Genomic DNA, 13,219 nt, shown 5'->3' with positions numbered 1-13,219 from the left:
CGGTTGTACCCCGAGGAAGCGTCGACAGGGCAGGTGCGCATGAGTCTGTCCCTGCGGTTCGCCGCCGGATCTCACAAGGGCATGATCCGCGAGGGCAACGAGGACTCCGGCTACGCCGGCCCCCGTCTCCTCGCAGTCGCCGACGGCATGGGCGGCCAGGCCGCAGGCGAGGTCGCCAGCTCCGAGGTGATCTCCTCCCTCGTGCAGCTCGACGACGACGTGCCGGGCTCCGACATCCTCACCTCGCTCGGCACCGCCGTGCAGCGCGCCAACGAGCAGCTGCGCGTCATGGTCGAGGAGGACGCCCAGCTGGAGGGCATGGGCACCACGCTCACCGCCCTGCTGTGGACCGGACAGCGCCTCGGCCTCGTGCACGTCGGCGACTCCCGCGCCTACCTGCTGCGCGACGGCGTCCTGACGCAGATCACGCAGGACCACACCTGGGTGCAGCGGCTCGTCGACGAGGGCCGCATCACCGAGGAGGAGGCCACCACCCACCCGCAGCGGTCCCTGCTGATGCGGGCCCTGGGCAGCGGCGACACGGTCGAGCCCGACCTGTCGATCCGCGAGGTCCGCGCCGGCGACCGCTACCTGATCTGCTCCGACGGCCTGTCCGGCGTCGTCTCCCACCAGACGCTGGAGGAGACCCTCGCCGACTACCACGGCCCGCACGAGACCGTGCAGTCCCTCATCCAGCTCGCCCTGCGCGGCGGCGGACCGGACAACATCACCTGCATCGTCGCCGACGTCCTCGACACCGACAGCGGCGACACCCTCGCCGCCCAGCTGAACGACACCCCGGTCGTCGTCGGCGCGGTCGCCGAGAACCAGCACCAGCTCTTCGACGGCGGCGCCATGCAGACCCCCGCGGGCCGCGCCGCGCGCCTGGCCCGCCAGGTCCCGCCGCCCGCCGGCGCCTTCGGGCCCCCCGGCAGCGGCGACGTGCCCGGCTACGGCTACCCCGACCAGGGCCAGGGCCAGGGCGGCGGCGGTACGTACGGCAGCTTCGGCGACCCCGAGCCGTACGACGACGAGGCCCGCTTCGACGACACGTACGACAACCCCCGCAGGCGCCGCAGCAAAGGGCGCAAGTGGACCACCCGGACCCTGATCCTGCTGCTCGTGGCCGGCGTCGTCGGCGGCGGCCTGTACGCTGCGCACCGCTGGACCCAGACGCAGTACTACATCGGCGTCAAGGGCGACCACGTCGCACTCTTCCGCGGCATCAGCCAGAAGCTCGGCCCGCTGGAGCTCTCCACGGTGGAGACCGACCGCACCGACATCGAACTGAAGTACCTGCCGCCCTTCAAGCGCAAGCAGGTCGAGGCGACCATCAGCGAGACCAGCCTCGACGGGGCCAAGCAGAAGATCGATGAACTCGGCGTCCAGGTTTCCGCGTGTAAGAAGGACGAAGAGCGCCGGAACACGGAAACGCAGAACGGCCAGACATCCGGCCCCAGCCTGACCGCGGCAGAGCAGCAGCTGGTCAGTCTGTGCGGAAAGCAGTAGTCATACGCGGGCGCAGGGGGCCTGCCACACCATGAGCGTTGTCACCAACACGACCACCATCGGCGCGATCGAGCTGCCGAGCCGGCGCAACACCGAGCTCCTGCTGCTCGTGTTCGCCGTGGTCATCCCGATCTTCGCCTACGCCAACGTGGGCCTGTCGATCCACGGCGAGCTGCCCCCCGGCATGCTCGTCTACGGCGGCGGCCTCATCGTCCTCGCAGGCCTCGCCCACCTCGTCGTACGCCGCTACGCCAAGTACGCCGACCCGCTGCTGCTGCCCATTGCGACCCTGCTCAACGGGCTCGGCTGCGTCCTGATCTGGCGCCTGGACCAGTCCGAGCGGCTGCAGAACCTCGCCAAGCGCCAGTTCGGCGGCTTCTCCGAGTCGGCCCCCCGCCAGATGATGTACACCGCGGTGGCGATCGCCCTGTTCGCCGCTGTCCTGCTGCTGCTCAAGGACCACCGCACCCTCCAGCGCTTCACGTACATCTCGATGGCGGCCTCGCTGCTCCTGCTGATCCTGCCGGTGATTCCGGGCCTGGGCGCCGACGTCTTCGGCGCCAAGATCTGGATCAGCGTCGGCGGGTTCTCCATCCAGCCGGGCGAGTTCGCGAAGATCGTCATCGCGGTCTTCTTCGCCGGGTACCTCATGGTCAAGCGGGACGCGCTCGCCCTCGCCTCGCGCCGCTTCATGGGGCTCTACCTGCCGCGCGGCCGCGACCTCGGCCCGATCCTGATGATCTGGGCGATGAGCCTGCTCATCCTGGTCTTCGAGAACGACCTCGGCACCTCGCTGCTCTTCTTCGGCATGTTCGTGATCATGCTGTACGTCGCCACCGAGCGGACCAGCTGGATCGTGATCGGCCTGCTCATGAGCGTCGGCGGCGCGGCCGTCGTCGGCGCCACCGCCAGCCACGTCAAGGCCCGCGTCACCGCCTGGCTCGACCCCTTCGCCTGCTACTCGAAGTCCGGCGCCTGCGAGCAGGTCGGCCAGTCGATCATGAGCTTCGGCTCCGGCGGCGTCCTGGGCACCGGCTGGGGCCAGGGCAACTCCGACCTCATCGGCTTCGCCGCCAACTCCGACTTCATCTTCTCCACCGTCGGCGAGGAGCTCGGCCTCGCGGGCGTCATGGCCTTCCTCCTCCTCTACGGCCTGATCATCGAGCGCGGCGTCCGCACCGCCCTCGCCGCCCGCGACCCCTTCGGCAAGCTCTTCGCCATCGGCCTGTCCGGCGCCTTCTCCCTGCAGATCTTCGTGGTCGCCGGCGGCGTCATGGGCCTCATCCCCCTCACCGGTATGACCATGCCCTTCCTGGCCTCCGGCGGCTCGTCCGTCCTCGCCAACTGGGCCCTCATCGGGATCCTCATCCGGATCAGCGACACCGCACGCCGCCCCGCGCCGGCCCCCGCACCGTCCCCCGACTCCGAGATGACCCAGGTGGTCCGTCCGTCATGAACAAGCCCCTGCGCCGCATCTCGATCTTCTGCGGGCTGCTCATCCTCGCCCTGCTGGTCCGCACGAACTGGCTCCAGTACGTGTCGGCCGAGGAGCTCAGCACGCGCAAGGAGAACCGCCGGGTCCAGATCGCCCAGTACGCCACCCAGCGCGGCAACATCATCGTCGCGGGCGGGCAGGCCATCACCGGCTCCGCCACCACCGACGGCAGCGACTACAAGTACAAGCGGACCTACACCGACGGCGCCCTGTGGGCCCCGGTGACGGGCTACGCCTCCCAGGCCTTCGGCTCCACCCAGCTCGAATCCCTGGAAGACAAGATCCTCACCGGCAACGACGACCGGCTCTTCTTCGACCGCACCATCGGCATGTTCACCGGCGAGAAGAAGGCCGGCGGCAACGTGGTCACCACGCTGATGCCGAACGTGCAGAAGGCGGCGTACGAGGGCCTCGGCGACAAGACCGGCGCGGTCGCGGCCATCGACCCGCGCACCGGCGCCATCCTGGCTCTGGTCAGCACCCCCTCGTACGACCCCTCCGCCTTCGCCGGCAACTCCAAGAAGGACGAGAAGGCCTGGGTCGAGCTGAAGGACAGCCCGGAGAAGAAGCTGGTCAACCGCGCCCTGCGCGAGACCTACCCGCCCGGCTCCACCTTCAAGGTCGTCACCGCCGCCGCCGCCCTGGAGCACGGCGTCGTCACCGACATCAACGCGCCGACCGACACCCCCGAGCCGTACTTCCTGCCGACCACGAAGACCCCGATGGTCAACCACGCCAAGGGGTGCGAGAAGGCCAGCCTGAACTTCGCGCTCCAGGTCTCCTGCAACTCCGTCTTCGCCAACGTCGCCGACAAGGTGACCAAGGACAAGATGCTGGAGACGGCCCAGAAGTTCGGCTTCAACAACGACAAGATCGACACTCCGGTCCGCGCGTTCGCCAGCATCTACGACAAGACGATGGACCGGCCGAGCAACTCGCTCTCCGCGATCGGCCAGTACAACACCGCGGCCACCCCGCTCCAGATGGCCATGGTCGCCGCCGCCGTCGCCAACGACGGCAAGCTGATGAAGCCGTACATGGTCGACCAGCTCACCGCGCCCAACCTCGACGTCATCGAGAAGCACGAGCCGCAGGAGATGAGCCGCCCGCTCTCCCCCGCCAACGCGCAGAAGCTCCAGCAGATGATGGTCAACGTCGTCGAGAACGAGAACGGCACCGGCGGCAAGGCCAAGATCAAGGGCGTCACCGTCGGCGGCAAGACCGGCACCGCCCAGCACGGCGAGAAGAACGCCAAGCGCCCCTACGCCTGGTTCATCTCCTATGCCAAGACCGACAAGGGCTCGCCCGTCGCGGTCGCCGTGGTGATCGAGGACAGTGACGCCGACCGCGAGGACATCAGCGGTGGCGGTCTCGCCGCCCCCGTCGCCAAGGCCGTCATGGAAGCCGTCCTCAACAGCAAGGGCTGAGCGGCGGAACAGACCATGGCAATAACGGGACGACACGCAAAAAGCCCTGCCGGAGTGACCCGGAGCACTGATTCCGCCCGGACGCGAGCGTACGGTACCGGTCCGGTATCAGCCTGTGGTCACCAACCGATCACCGACGATCGGCCGGTAGCCTTTGCGCGAACAGCACACCGCCGGACCACACACCGGTGCGGTCGGGACTGACGGAGAGGGCTGGAACGTTATGGAAGAGCCGCGTCGCCTCGGCGGCCGGTACGAGCTGAGCCACGTGCTCGGCCGCGGTGGCATGGCCGAGGTCTACCTCGCCCACGACACCCGGCTCGGCCGTACCGTCGCCGTCAAGACCCTGCGCGCCGACCTCGCCCGCGACCCGTCCTTCCAGGCCCGGTTCCGCCGCGAGGCCCAGTCGGCCGCATCGCTCAACCACCCGGCGATCGTCGCGGTCTACGACACCGGCGAGGACTACGTCGACAACATCTCCATCCCCTACATCGTGATGGAGTACGTCGACGGCTCGACCCTGCGCGAACTCCTGCACTCCGGCCGCAAGCTGCTGCCCGAGCGCACCCTGGAGATGACCATCGGCATCCTCCAGGCCCTCGAGTACTCGCACCGCGCCGGCATCGTCCACCGCGACATCAAGCCCGCGAACGTCATGCTCACCCGGACCGGCCAGGTCAAGGTCATGGACTTCGGCATCGCCCGCGCCATGGGCGAGTCCGGCATGACCATGACCCAGACCGCCGCCGTCATCGGCACCGCCCAGTACCTCTCCCCGGAGCAGGCCAAGGGCGAGCAGGTCGACGCGCGCTCCGACCTGTACTCGGCGGGCTGCCTCCTCTACGAGCTGCTGTGCGTCCGACCGCCCTTCATCGGCGACTCCCCGGTGGCCGTCGCCTACCAGCACGTACGGGAAGAGCCGCAGCCCCCGTCGAACTTCGACCCCGAGATCACGCCCGAGATGGACGCCATCGTCCTGAAGGCACTGGTCAAGGACCCCGACTACCGCTACCAGTCGGCCGACGAGATGCGCGCCGACATCGAGGCCTGCCTCGAGGGCCAGCCCGTCGCCGCGACCGCCGCCATGGGCGCGGCCGGCTACGGCTACCCCGACCAGAACCAGGGCTACGGCCACCCCGGCTACGACCAGCCCACCACCGCTCTGCGCCCGACCGACCCCGGCGGCCAGACCTCCATGCTCCCGCCGATGCCCCCGGGCGACGGCGGCTACCCGTACCAGGACCAGGGCGGGTACGACCAGGGCCGCGGCCGCCGCCAGAAGAAGAGCCGGGCCTCCACGATCCTGCTGGTCACGGCGGGCATCCTGGTGCTGGTCGGTGCCATCCTCATCGGCCGCTCCCTGTTCAGCAGCGGCGCCGACAACCGGCCCAGCGTGCCCAAGTTCATCGGTCAGACCTTCGAGGCGGCGCAGAAGAGCGCCGACAACGTGGGCCTCAAGGTCGAGAAGACCGCCGACGAGCCCTGCGACGACCAGCCCAAGGGCAACGTCTGCAAGCAGGACCAGGCTCCCGACACCCGTGTCGACAAGGGCTCCACGATCAAGCTGACGGTCTCCGCGGGCGCGCCGATGGTGGCGGTGCCCAACGTCGTCAACCTCTCCTTCGACGAAGCGGAGAAGGCGCTGAAGGAGAAGGGCTTCCAGGTCGAGAAGAAGACCCAGGAGTCCGACCGCACTCCCAACACCGTCCTGGACCAGAACCCCAAGAACGGCCAGGCCCAGAAGGGCAGCACGGTCACCGTGACCGTCGCCAAGGAGCAGGCCAAGTCCGAGATGCCGAACCTCCTCGGCAAGACCAAGGAAGACGCGGTCAAGCTGCTCAACGCCGCCAAGCTGAAGCTGGGCAGCACCACCGAGGTCGACTCGCCGGCCGCCCCGCCGAAGACGATCGTCCAGCAGCAGTACCAGCCGGGCGAGCAGCTGGCCCCGGGCACCACGGTCAACGTCCAGATCTCCAAGGGCTCGGGGCAGATGACCCAGGTCCCGCCCCTGTCCGGCGCGACCGTCGCCCAGGCCAAGGCGGAGCTCGCCTCCAAGGGGTTGAGCCTCGCGATCCCGTCGGGCGCCACGGACGACAACGCCATCGTGATCTCGAGCGACCCGCCGGCCGGGACCCCCGTCCCGACGGGCACGGTCATCAACGTCACGACGGTGGGCGGCAACCAGCAGGGCGGCAACAACCAGGGCGGCTTCTTCGGCGGCCTCACCGGCGGCCGCCGCTGACCCGGCCCCGCACAGCCCGAAGGGCCCGGATCCTCACAGAGGATCCGGGCCTTTCGTTTTCCCCCACCACGTCCGCACATTTCCACGAAAGCCGATCGTGTCTTCATATGTCGGGACTCGTTGATCCGGTCGGGGCGGGGCATCGGGTTCCGCCCGGGAAGGGCAGAGCGATGGTCGACGAATCGGTCCTGCTGGAATCCAGGTCGCTGCGCACGAGCGTCCTGGACCGTACGGATGTCCTGGACAAGGGCTCGTGATCAATCGGCTGCGGCAGCGGCACCGCGAGGAGCTGACGCAGAACGGCATGAGGACCCTCAGGAGCTCCGACCTGGCTTCGTTTGAAAGAGACAACCTGTCTCTTTCAAACGAGGGTTATCCACAGCGACGCGGTCGAGGCGGCCGCGTGCAGCTCGCCGTATACAGCCGGCGGGCCGTCCTGAACGTCGGGATGCTCCTCCGCGACAGCGAAATCGCACGTCAGGTGCGTGCGTACCTTCTGGACACCGAGTACGAGGCCCGTACGCGACCTGTGGATAACCCTGTCCACAGGCCCGACTCGTGTGCCGAGGCCACGGAGATCCTCCGGCGGCAGGTCGTCCCCATGCTCAACGTGCTCATCGAGGCATCCGGCGAGCACCGCGCCAAGCTCGCCGAGCACGACATCGCCATCAGGCAGCTCCAGCGCGCGCAGGCGGCCCAGGAGGCCCGGGCCCTCACCGGGGTGATCGGGAGCATCGACGCCATGAACCGGCGCGAGTTCGAACTCCACGTCGCCGGCCTGCTCCACCGCGACGGCTGCACCGACGTCGACGTCCACGGCGCAGGCCACGGCGGCAAGCTCGGCGTCGACATCACCGCCCGCACCGCCGACGGCCGGACCGTCGCCGTCCAGTGCAAGAACTTCGCACCCTTCCGGCAGGTGCTCAGCGGTGAGATGCAGAAGTTCCTCGGCGCCGCCAAGGTCCTGCACGGTGCCGAGGTGGCCCTCTGCGTGGCCACCTGCGCCTTCAGCCGCGAAGCCCTGGCCATCGCCGCCCGGGGCGGGGTCACGGCTGTCCACCGCGGCCTGCTGGAGGCGTGGAGCGCGGGAACACGGCTCCAGGTGCTGCGGTGACCGCGAACCGGTAGGTACCGGCAGTCAGCGCAGCTCGACCGGGGGCGTGCGCTTCGCGTCCACCTTCTCGGTGCGCACCAGCTCGCCCCACACCACGTACCGGTACTTCGAGGTGTACACGGGGGTGCAGGTCGTCAGCGTGACGTACCGGCCCGGCACCGTCTTCCCCGAGCCCTTCGGGACCGGCGCGATCACGTCGACGTTGTACTTCGAGGTCTGGCGCAGCTCCGCGAAGACCTTGTACACATACCAGGTGTCCCGCGTCTCGAAGACGACCGCGTCGCCGGTCCGCACCTTGTCGATGTCGTGGAACTTCGCCCCGTGCCCGTCGCGGTGCGCCGCCAGCGAGAAGTTCCCCGGCCCCTCCCACGGCAGGACCGCCTTCACCGGGTCCGTGTAGTACCCGGCCACGCCGTCGTCGAGTACCCCCGGCGACGTGCCCCGCTTGACCAGCACCTCGCCGTTCTTCATCGACGGCACGTGCAGGAAGCCGACGCCGCCCTGGGTGTCCAGCGCCCCCGGCTGCCCCTGCGCGCCCGCCGCGGGCGCGCTCTGCCACTGGCGGCGGATCTCGTCGCCGCGCGCCGACGCCTGCCGGTCCGCGAGGACGTTCGTCCACCACAGCGAGTACGCCACGAACAGGGCCAGCACCAGGCCCACGGTGATCAGGAACTCGCCCAGCAGGCTCAGGAATCCGGCGAGCAGGCTGCTGTTGCGGGGCGGTGCGGTACGCGACACTGCTGGTTCGTCCTTCGGCGGCTGTCGTCGGCTCTTCGGCTGCTCTTCGGCGGCTGTGCGCCGGCTCAGGGTGCTGCCAGCGCGGGCGGTGCGCCCTGGCTGCGGGGGCGTTCGTCGACCATCCTGCCCCATACGATCATGCGGTAGGTGCTGGTGAACTCGGGCGTGCAGGTCGTCAGGGTGATGTACCGGCCGGGCCCGGTGAAGCCCGAGCCCTCCGGAACCGGTTTGAGCACGGACACGTTCGTCGGCGGCGTCTGCGCCAGCGCCGAGGTCATCTCGTACGTGTAGTACGCGTCCCGCGTCTCGACCACGATCGGGTCGCCCGGCACCAGCCGGTTGATGAAGCGGAACGGTTCGCCGTGGGTGTTGCGGTGCCCTGCCACCGCGAAGTTGCCCTGCCGGTCGGCGGGCATCGCCGTCTTCAGCGTCCCGTCCCCGTAGTGCCCGACCATCCCCCGGTCGAGCACCTTCGGCTTGCTGACGCCCTCCGCGACCGGCACCTTCACGTCCAGCTTCGGGATGTGCAGGATCGCGAAGCCCTGCCCCGGCTCGAAGGCCGTCGCGGGCGGCGCGGCCGCCCCGCCGGGCTGCTGCTCCCAGGTCTGGCGCAGCGAGCCCGCGGCCCCGTCGGCCGTGCGCTGCGCGAGGACGTTGGTGTACCAGAGCTGGTAGGCGACGAACAGCAGCATCACCACGCCGACCGTGATGAACAGCTCCCCGGCCAGCCGGGTCACCACGACCACCGCGCCGCCCGACCGGGGACGCCGGCGCCGGCGGCCGCCACTGCCCCCGCGCCTGCGCGTCCGCTTCGCGGCCTGCTGTGCGGCCCTGCGCCGCGCGGCCCGGCCCCCGGTGGGCGCGGACGGCGCGAGCGAGGTCACGCGACGGCCTTGCCCACCACCGGGGCCAGCCCTGCCGAGCGCTCGACCGCACCCGCGTCCCCGCAGCGCACCAGCCAGTTCGCAAGCATCCGGTGGCCCCACTCGGTCAGCACCGACTCGGGGTGGAACTGCACGCCCTCGACGTCGTGCTCCCGGTGGCGCAGGCCCATGATGATCCCGTCCTCTGTCCGCGCGGTGACCTCCAGGACGTCCGGCAGGGTCTGCGGCTCGGCCGCGAGCGAGTGGTAGCGGGTCGCGGTGAACGGCGACGGCAGCCCCTCGAAGACGCCGAGCCCCTCGTGGACCACCGGCGAGGTCTTCCCGTGCAGCAGCTCGGGCGCCCGGTCCACGACGCCGCCGTACGCGACCGCCATCGACTGCATGCCCAGGCAGACGCCGAAGACGGGGACGCCGGTCTCGGCGCAGTGGCGGACCATGTCGACGCAGACGCCCGCCTCCTCCGGGGTGCCCGGGCCGGGTGACAGCAGCACGCCGTCGAAGCCGTCCTGCGCGTGGGAGAGTTCCACTTCGTCGTTGCGGAGCACCTCGCACTCGGCCCCGAGCTGGTACAGGTACTGGACCAGGTTGAAGACAAAGCTGTCGTAGTTGTCGACCACCAGAATGCGCGCGCTCACGGAGTGGCTCCCGATCCCTCGTCCACCGTCACATCGTTGAACGGAAGGAGCGGCTCGGCCCACGGGAAGACGTACTGGAACAGCACGAAGACCACCGCGAGGACCAGTACGAGGGAGATCAGCGCGCGTACCCACGCGTTGCCCGGCAGATGCCGCCAGATCCAGCCGTACATGCCGTCCGCGTTCCCTTTCGCTCTCGCACCGCGGGGGGCGGTACTCACCCAGACTAAGGGCAGCGGCCGTTACCGGAGGGTCAGCTCGGCAAACCCTCGGGACGGCCCCGATCGGCGGTCCGCGTCGCGGTCAGCTCCGCCCACACCACGAGCCGGTGGCTGTGCCCCCATTCCGGATCACAGGTGGTCAGGGTCAGGTACCGGCCGGGCCCGGAGAAGGGGGAGCGGCGCGGTACCGGGTCGACGACCCCGACGTCGGTGGGCAGGGTGCGCAGCACCGCGCCGCGGACCGTGTACGTGTACCAGGCGGTCGCGTCCTTGAGGATCACGGCGTCGCCCGGGCGCAGGTCGGGGACGTCCTTGAAGGGGTCCCCGTACGTGCGCCGGTGGCCGGCCACGGCGAAGTTCCCGGTGGCGCCGAGCCGGGCCGTGCCCGCGTAGTGGCCGAGCCCCTTCTTCAGCACCTCGGTGCCGGTGCCCTGCAGGACGGGCTTGTTCCAGTCCGCTCCGAAGCGGGGGACGTACATCTCGGCGAAGGGCTCGCCGTCGGGGTAGCCGGGCTCCGGCGCGGGTGCCGGTGTGGCTGCCGGTGCGGGCGGGGTCGCCGGTGCCGGCCCGGGCCCGGGCGTGGTCGCGGGGGCGGGCGTGGGGGCGGTCGCGGGGGCGGCTGCCCAGCCCTCGCGCAGCCGCGCCATCTCGCCGTCCATGGCCCGGTCGGCCTTGACCCCGGTCCACAGCAGCACGTATGCCGTGAACAGCACGATCAGGGTGCCGGCCGTCAGGCACAGCTCGCTGAACGTCCGGACCGCCAGGCGCAGCAGGGCGTCAGGGCGTGCTCGTCGCGGAGGAGGTTTCCAGCGGCTTCGCATAGTGGAGGTCCACTGTGCCGGAGTAGCCGGGAAGTTTCAGCTCCTTGTGCTCGTCGACTTTCCAGCCGAGCCCGTACGCCGCCACGTACAGCTGGTAGTTCTGCAGGGCCGGGGAGGCGGCGAGCGCCTTGCGCAGCGCGCCCGGGTCGCCGACGGCGGAGACCTTGTAGGGCGGGGAGTAGACGCGGCCCTGGAGGATCAGGGTGTTGCCCACGCAGCGCACCGCGCTGGTGGAGATCAGGCGCTGGTCCATGACCTGGATGCCCTGGGCCCCGCCCAGCCACAGGGCGTTCACCACGGCCTGGAGGTCCTGCTGGTGGATCACCAGGTCGTTGGGCTGCGGCTCGGGGACGTTGGGGATGCGGGCGGTGGCGTTCGGCGGGGCGTCGTTGAGGGTGACCGTGAGGCCCTTCCCGGACAGCTCTTCCGTGCCGGAGGCGGTGCGCAGGGCGGCCAGTTTGGCGTCCTCTGCCCGGGTGCTGCCGTCGTCGCGCTCCGCGAGGGCGTCGACGCGGCTGCGGACGGCGGCGGTGCTCTGCTCCAGCTGCGCGTTGTTCTGGCTGCGCTCGTGGATGAGGTCGGAGAGCTTCAGGAGCGAGGCGTCCGTGCGGATGTTCGTACCCTTGGACGTGTTGAAGCTGGTGACGAAGATGAGGCCGGCCAGGGCGAAGACGGCGGCCGTGAGCAGCCGGACCAGCCGGAGCCGGCCCTGGGGACGGCCCTGGGGACGGGGACCCGCGGAGGAGTCGTCGGAATTGCTCAACGTACCCTTCTCCTTCAACGCCACAGGTCCACTACGCTAACGGACGCCCGGGGCAGGCAAGGTCCCCAGCGCATCGACAGGAGAGCCCCTCGTGCCGAAGTCACGTATCCGCAAGAAGGACGATTACACGCCGCCGCCGACGAAGGCGCAGCCCATCAAGCTGACCAGCCGCGGCTGGGTCGCCCCGGTGATGCTGGCGTTCTTCCTGATCGGTCTGGCGTGGATCGTCGTCTTTTACGTGAGCGAGACCCAGCTGCCGATCGAATCCATCGGCAATTGGAACATCGTGGTCGGATTCGGATTCATCGCGGCGGGATTCGGCGTTTCCACGCAGTGGAAGTAGTCGGGGCGTGAAGCGCGGGCGGCATGCACAGCGGGCAGCCGCCCCGCAAGCTCTCCCCAGGGGTTATCCACAGGGTCATCCACACCTGAGGAAAAGACAGAAGATCTGTGGATAACTCTGTGGAGCTTGACGCCGGTGTGATCAGGTGAGTTCGGCCGTCCGGACCACGACCAGGGCCGCTGCCAGCACAAACACCGCCAGACACGTCGTCCACTGGATGAGCGGTCGCGTCTTTCCGGCCCGCGGGCCGACCATGCCCAGCCCGAGCAGCAGACCGGTCACCAGACCGCCGATGTGGGCCTGCCAGGACACCGACAGGCTGCCCCCGAGCGGCACGAAGGTCAGGACCAGCATGAGCACGACCATCGTGATCACCGGCCGCATCTCGTAGCGCAGCCGGCGCACCAGGACGACCGTGGCGCCGAGCAGGCCGAAGACGGCTCCCGAGGCGCCCAGGGTCTGCGTGTTCGGCGCGGTCAGCAGGTAGACGAGGGCGCTGGCGCCCAGGCCGGACAGCAGGTAGACCGCGAGGTACCGCAGCCGGCCCAGCGCCGCTTCGAGCGGGCCGCCGATGACCCACAGGGCCAGCATGTTCCCGGCGATGTGCCACCACTCCGCGTGCAGGAACACCGAGGTCAGCAGGCGGTAGTACTGGCCGGTGGAGACGCCTCCGACGGGGCCGCCCAGGTACTCGACGTACCGGCCGAGCAGCTCGAGCTGCACGACGAGCGGCGGCACGAGGAGCCCCACGAGGAACAGCGCGGCATTGATCCCGATGAGGATCTTGGTGACGAGGTGGGGGTCGGCGGCGACCGGCGCGCCCGCGAGGGTGCGCGGCGCGTGCGCGGCCGGGCCGCCCCGGCCCGTACCGGAGCCTTCGCGGACGCAGTCGGGGCACTGGAAGCCGACCGAGGCGCTGATCATGCACTCGGGGCAGATGGGGCGCTCGCAGCGGGTGCAGCGGATCCCCGTGTCGCGGTCCGGGTGGCGGTAGCAGCCCGGCAGACGGTCGGTGTCCATCGGTCCC

Annotated in this window: 12 protein-coding genes and 1 pseudogene; 6 read left to right on the top strand and 7 right to left on the bottom strand. The window is 69.9% G+C overall.

Annotation, left to right across the window (positions count from 1 at the left end; genetic code table 11):
• The first annotated feature begins 39 nt into the window (after positions 1–39).
• From ABZ924_RS04510 to ABZ924_RS04490, 5 genes are all read left to right on the top strand, one after another.
• Entirely contained in the window at positions 40–1,509 is a 1,470-nt protein-coding gene (locus tag ABZ924_RS04510) for a PP2C family serine/threonine-protein phosphatase (RefSeq protein WP_361903939.1), read from the top strand.
• Between the two features lie 31 nt (positions 1,510–1,540).
• The gene (locus tag ABZ924_RS04505) at positions 1,541–2,965 is read left to right on the top strand and encodes an FtsW/RodA/SpoVE family cell cycle protein (protein ID WP_361903936.1); all 1,425 of its coding nucleotides are present in this window, start codon (positions 1,541–1,543) and stop codon (positions 2,963–2,965) included.
• The gene (locus tag ABZ924_RS04500) at positions 2,962–4,431 is read left to right on the top strand and encodes a penicillin-binding transpeptidase domain-containing protein (RefSeq protein ID WP_361903933.1); all 1,470 of its coding nucleotides are present in this window, start codon (positions 2,962–2,964) and stop codon (positions 4,429–4,431) included. Before ABZ924_RS04505 ends, ABZ924_RS04500 begins: the two co-directional genes overlap by 4 nt.
• A gap of 223 nt (positions 4,432–4,654) precedes the next feature.
• Positions 4,655–6,673, top strand: coding sequence for a Stk1 family PASTA domain-containing Ser/Thr kinase (pknB, locus tag ABZ924_RS04495; RefSeq protein ID WP_361903931.1), 2,019 nt, complete (start codon positions 4,655–4,657; stop codon positions 6,671–6,673).
• A 601-nt stretch (positions 6,674–7,274) separates the two neighbouring features.
• The gene (locus tag ABZ924_RS04490; protein ID WP_361903928.1) at positions 7,275–7,787 is read left to right on the top strand and encodes a restriction endonuclease; all 513 of its coding nucleotides are present in this window, start codon (positions 7,275–7,277) and stop codon (positions 7,785–7,787) included.
• Positions 7,788–7,811: 24 nt separating this feature from the next.
• Here the strand turns inward: ABZ924_RS04490 and ABZ924_RS04485 are convergent, their stop codons facing one another.
• The 6 genes and pseudogenes from ABZ924_RS04485 to ABZ924_RS04460 form a co-directional block, all read right to left on the bottom strand.
• The gene (locus tag ABZ924_RS04485; protein WP_361903926.1) at positions 7,812–8,525 is read right to left on the bottom strand and encodes a class E sortase; all 714 of its coding nucleotides are present in this window, start codon (positions 8,523–8,525) and stop codon (positions 7,812–7,814) included.
• 65 nt (positions 8,526–8,590) lie between these two features.
• A pseudogene (locus ABZ924_RS04480) lies at positions 8,591–9,268 on the bottom strand (class E sortase); the annotation flags it as partial.
• Positions 9,269–9,405: 137 nt separating this feature from the next.
• A complete protein-coding gene (locus tag ABZ924_RS04475; protein ID WP_361903923.1) occupies positions 9,406–10,044 on the bottom strand; it encodes an aminodeoxychorismate/anthranilate synthase component II in 639 nt (212 codons plus the stop codon).
• Positions 10,041–10,217, bottom strand: a complete 177-nt coding sequence (locus tag ABZ924_RS04470) for a hypothetical protein (protein WP_030011120.1) — start codon at positions 10,215–10,217, stop codon at positions 10,041–10,043. The genes ABZ924_RS04475 and ABZ924_RS04470 overlap by 4 nt, the downstream gene beginning before the upstream one ends.
• Before the next feature lie 80 nt (positions 10,218–10,297).
• Positions 10,298–11,086, bottom strand: coding sequence for a class E sortase (locus tag ABZ924_RS04465; RefSeq protein ID WP_361903920.1), 789 nt, complete (start codon positions 11,084–11,086; stop codon positions 10,298–10,300).
• Positions 11,043–11,849 (bottom strand): DUF881 domain-containing protein, encoded by an 807-nt coding sequence (locus tag ABZ924_RS04460; RefSeq protein ID WP_361903918.1) that lies wholly within the window; start codon positions 11,847–11,849, stop codon positions 11,043–11,045. Before ABZ924_RS04460 ends, ABZ924_RS04465 begins: the two co-directional genes overlap by 44 nt.
• Positions 11,850–11,940: 91 nt before the next feature.
• Here ABZ924_RS04460 and crgA point away from each other — a divergent pair, with 91 nt between their 5' ends.
• Positions 11,941–12,192: a cell division protein CrgA gene (gene crgA, locus ABZ924_RS04455; RefSeq protein ID WP_361903915.1), complete on the top strand. Its 252-nt coding sequence runs from the start codon at positions 11,941–11,943 to the stop codon at positions 12,190–12,192.
• A 141-nt stretch (positions 12,193–12,333) separates the two neighbouring features.
• Here the strand turns inward: crgA and ABZ924_RS04450 are convergent, their stop codons facing one another.
• A complete protein-coding gene (locus ABZ924_RS04450; RefSeq protein WP_361903912.1) occupies positions 12,334–13,212 on the bottom strand; it encodes a rhomboid family intramembrane serine protease in 879 nt (292 codons plus the stop codon).
• Positions 13,213–13,219 lie beyond the last annotated feature (7 nt).

It is taken from the genome of Streptomyces sp. NPDC046876 (assembly GCF_040645035.1).
Classification (GTDB): Bacteria; Actinomycetota; Actinomycetes; order Streptomycetales; family Streptomycetaceae; genus Streptomyces.
This window is presented reverse-complemented; position numbering and strand designations above follow the sequence as displayed.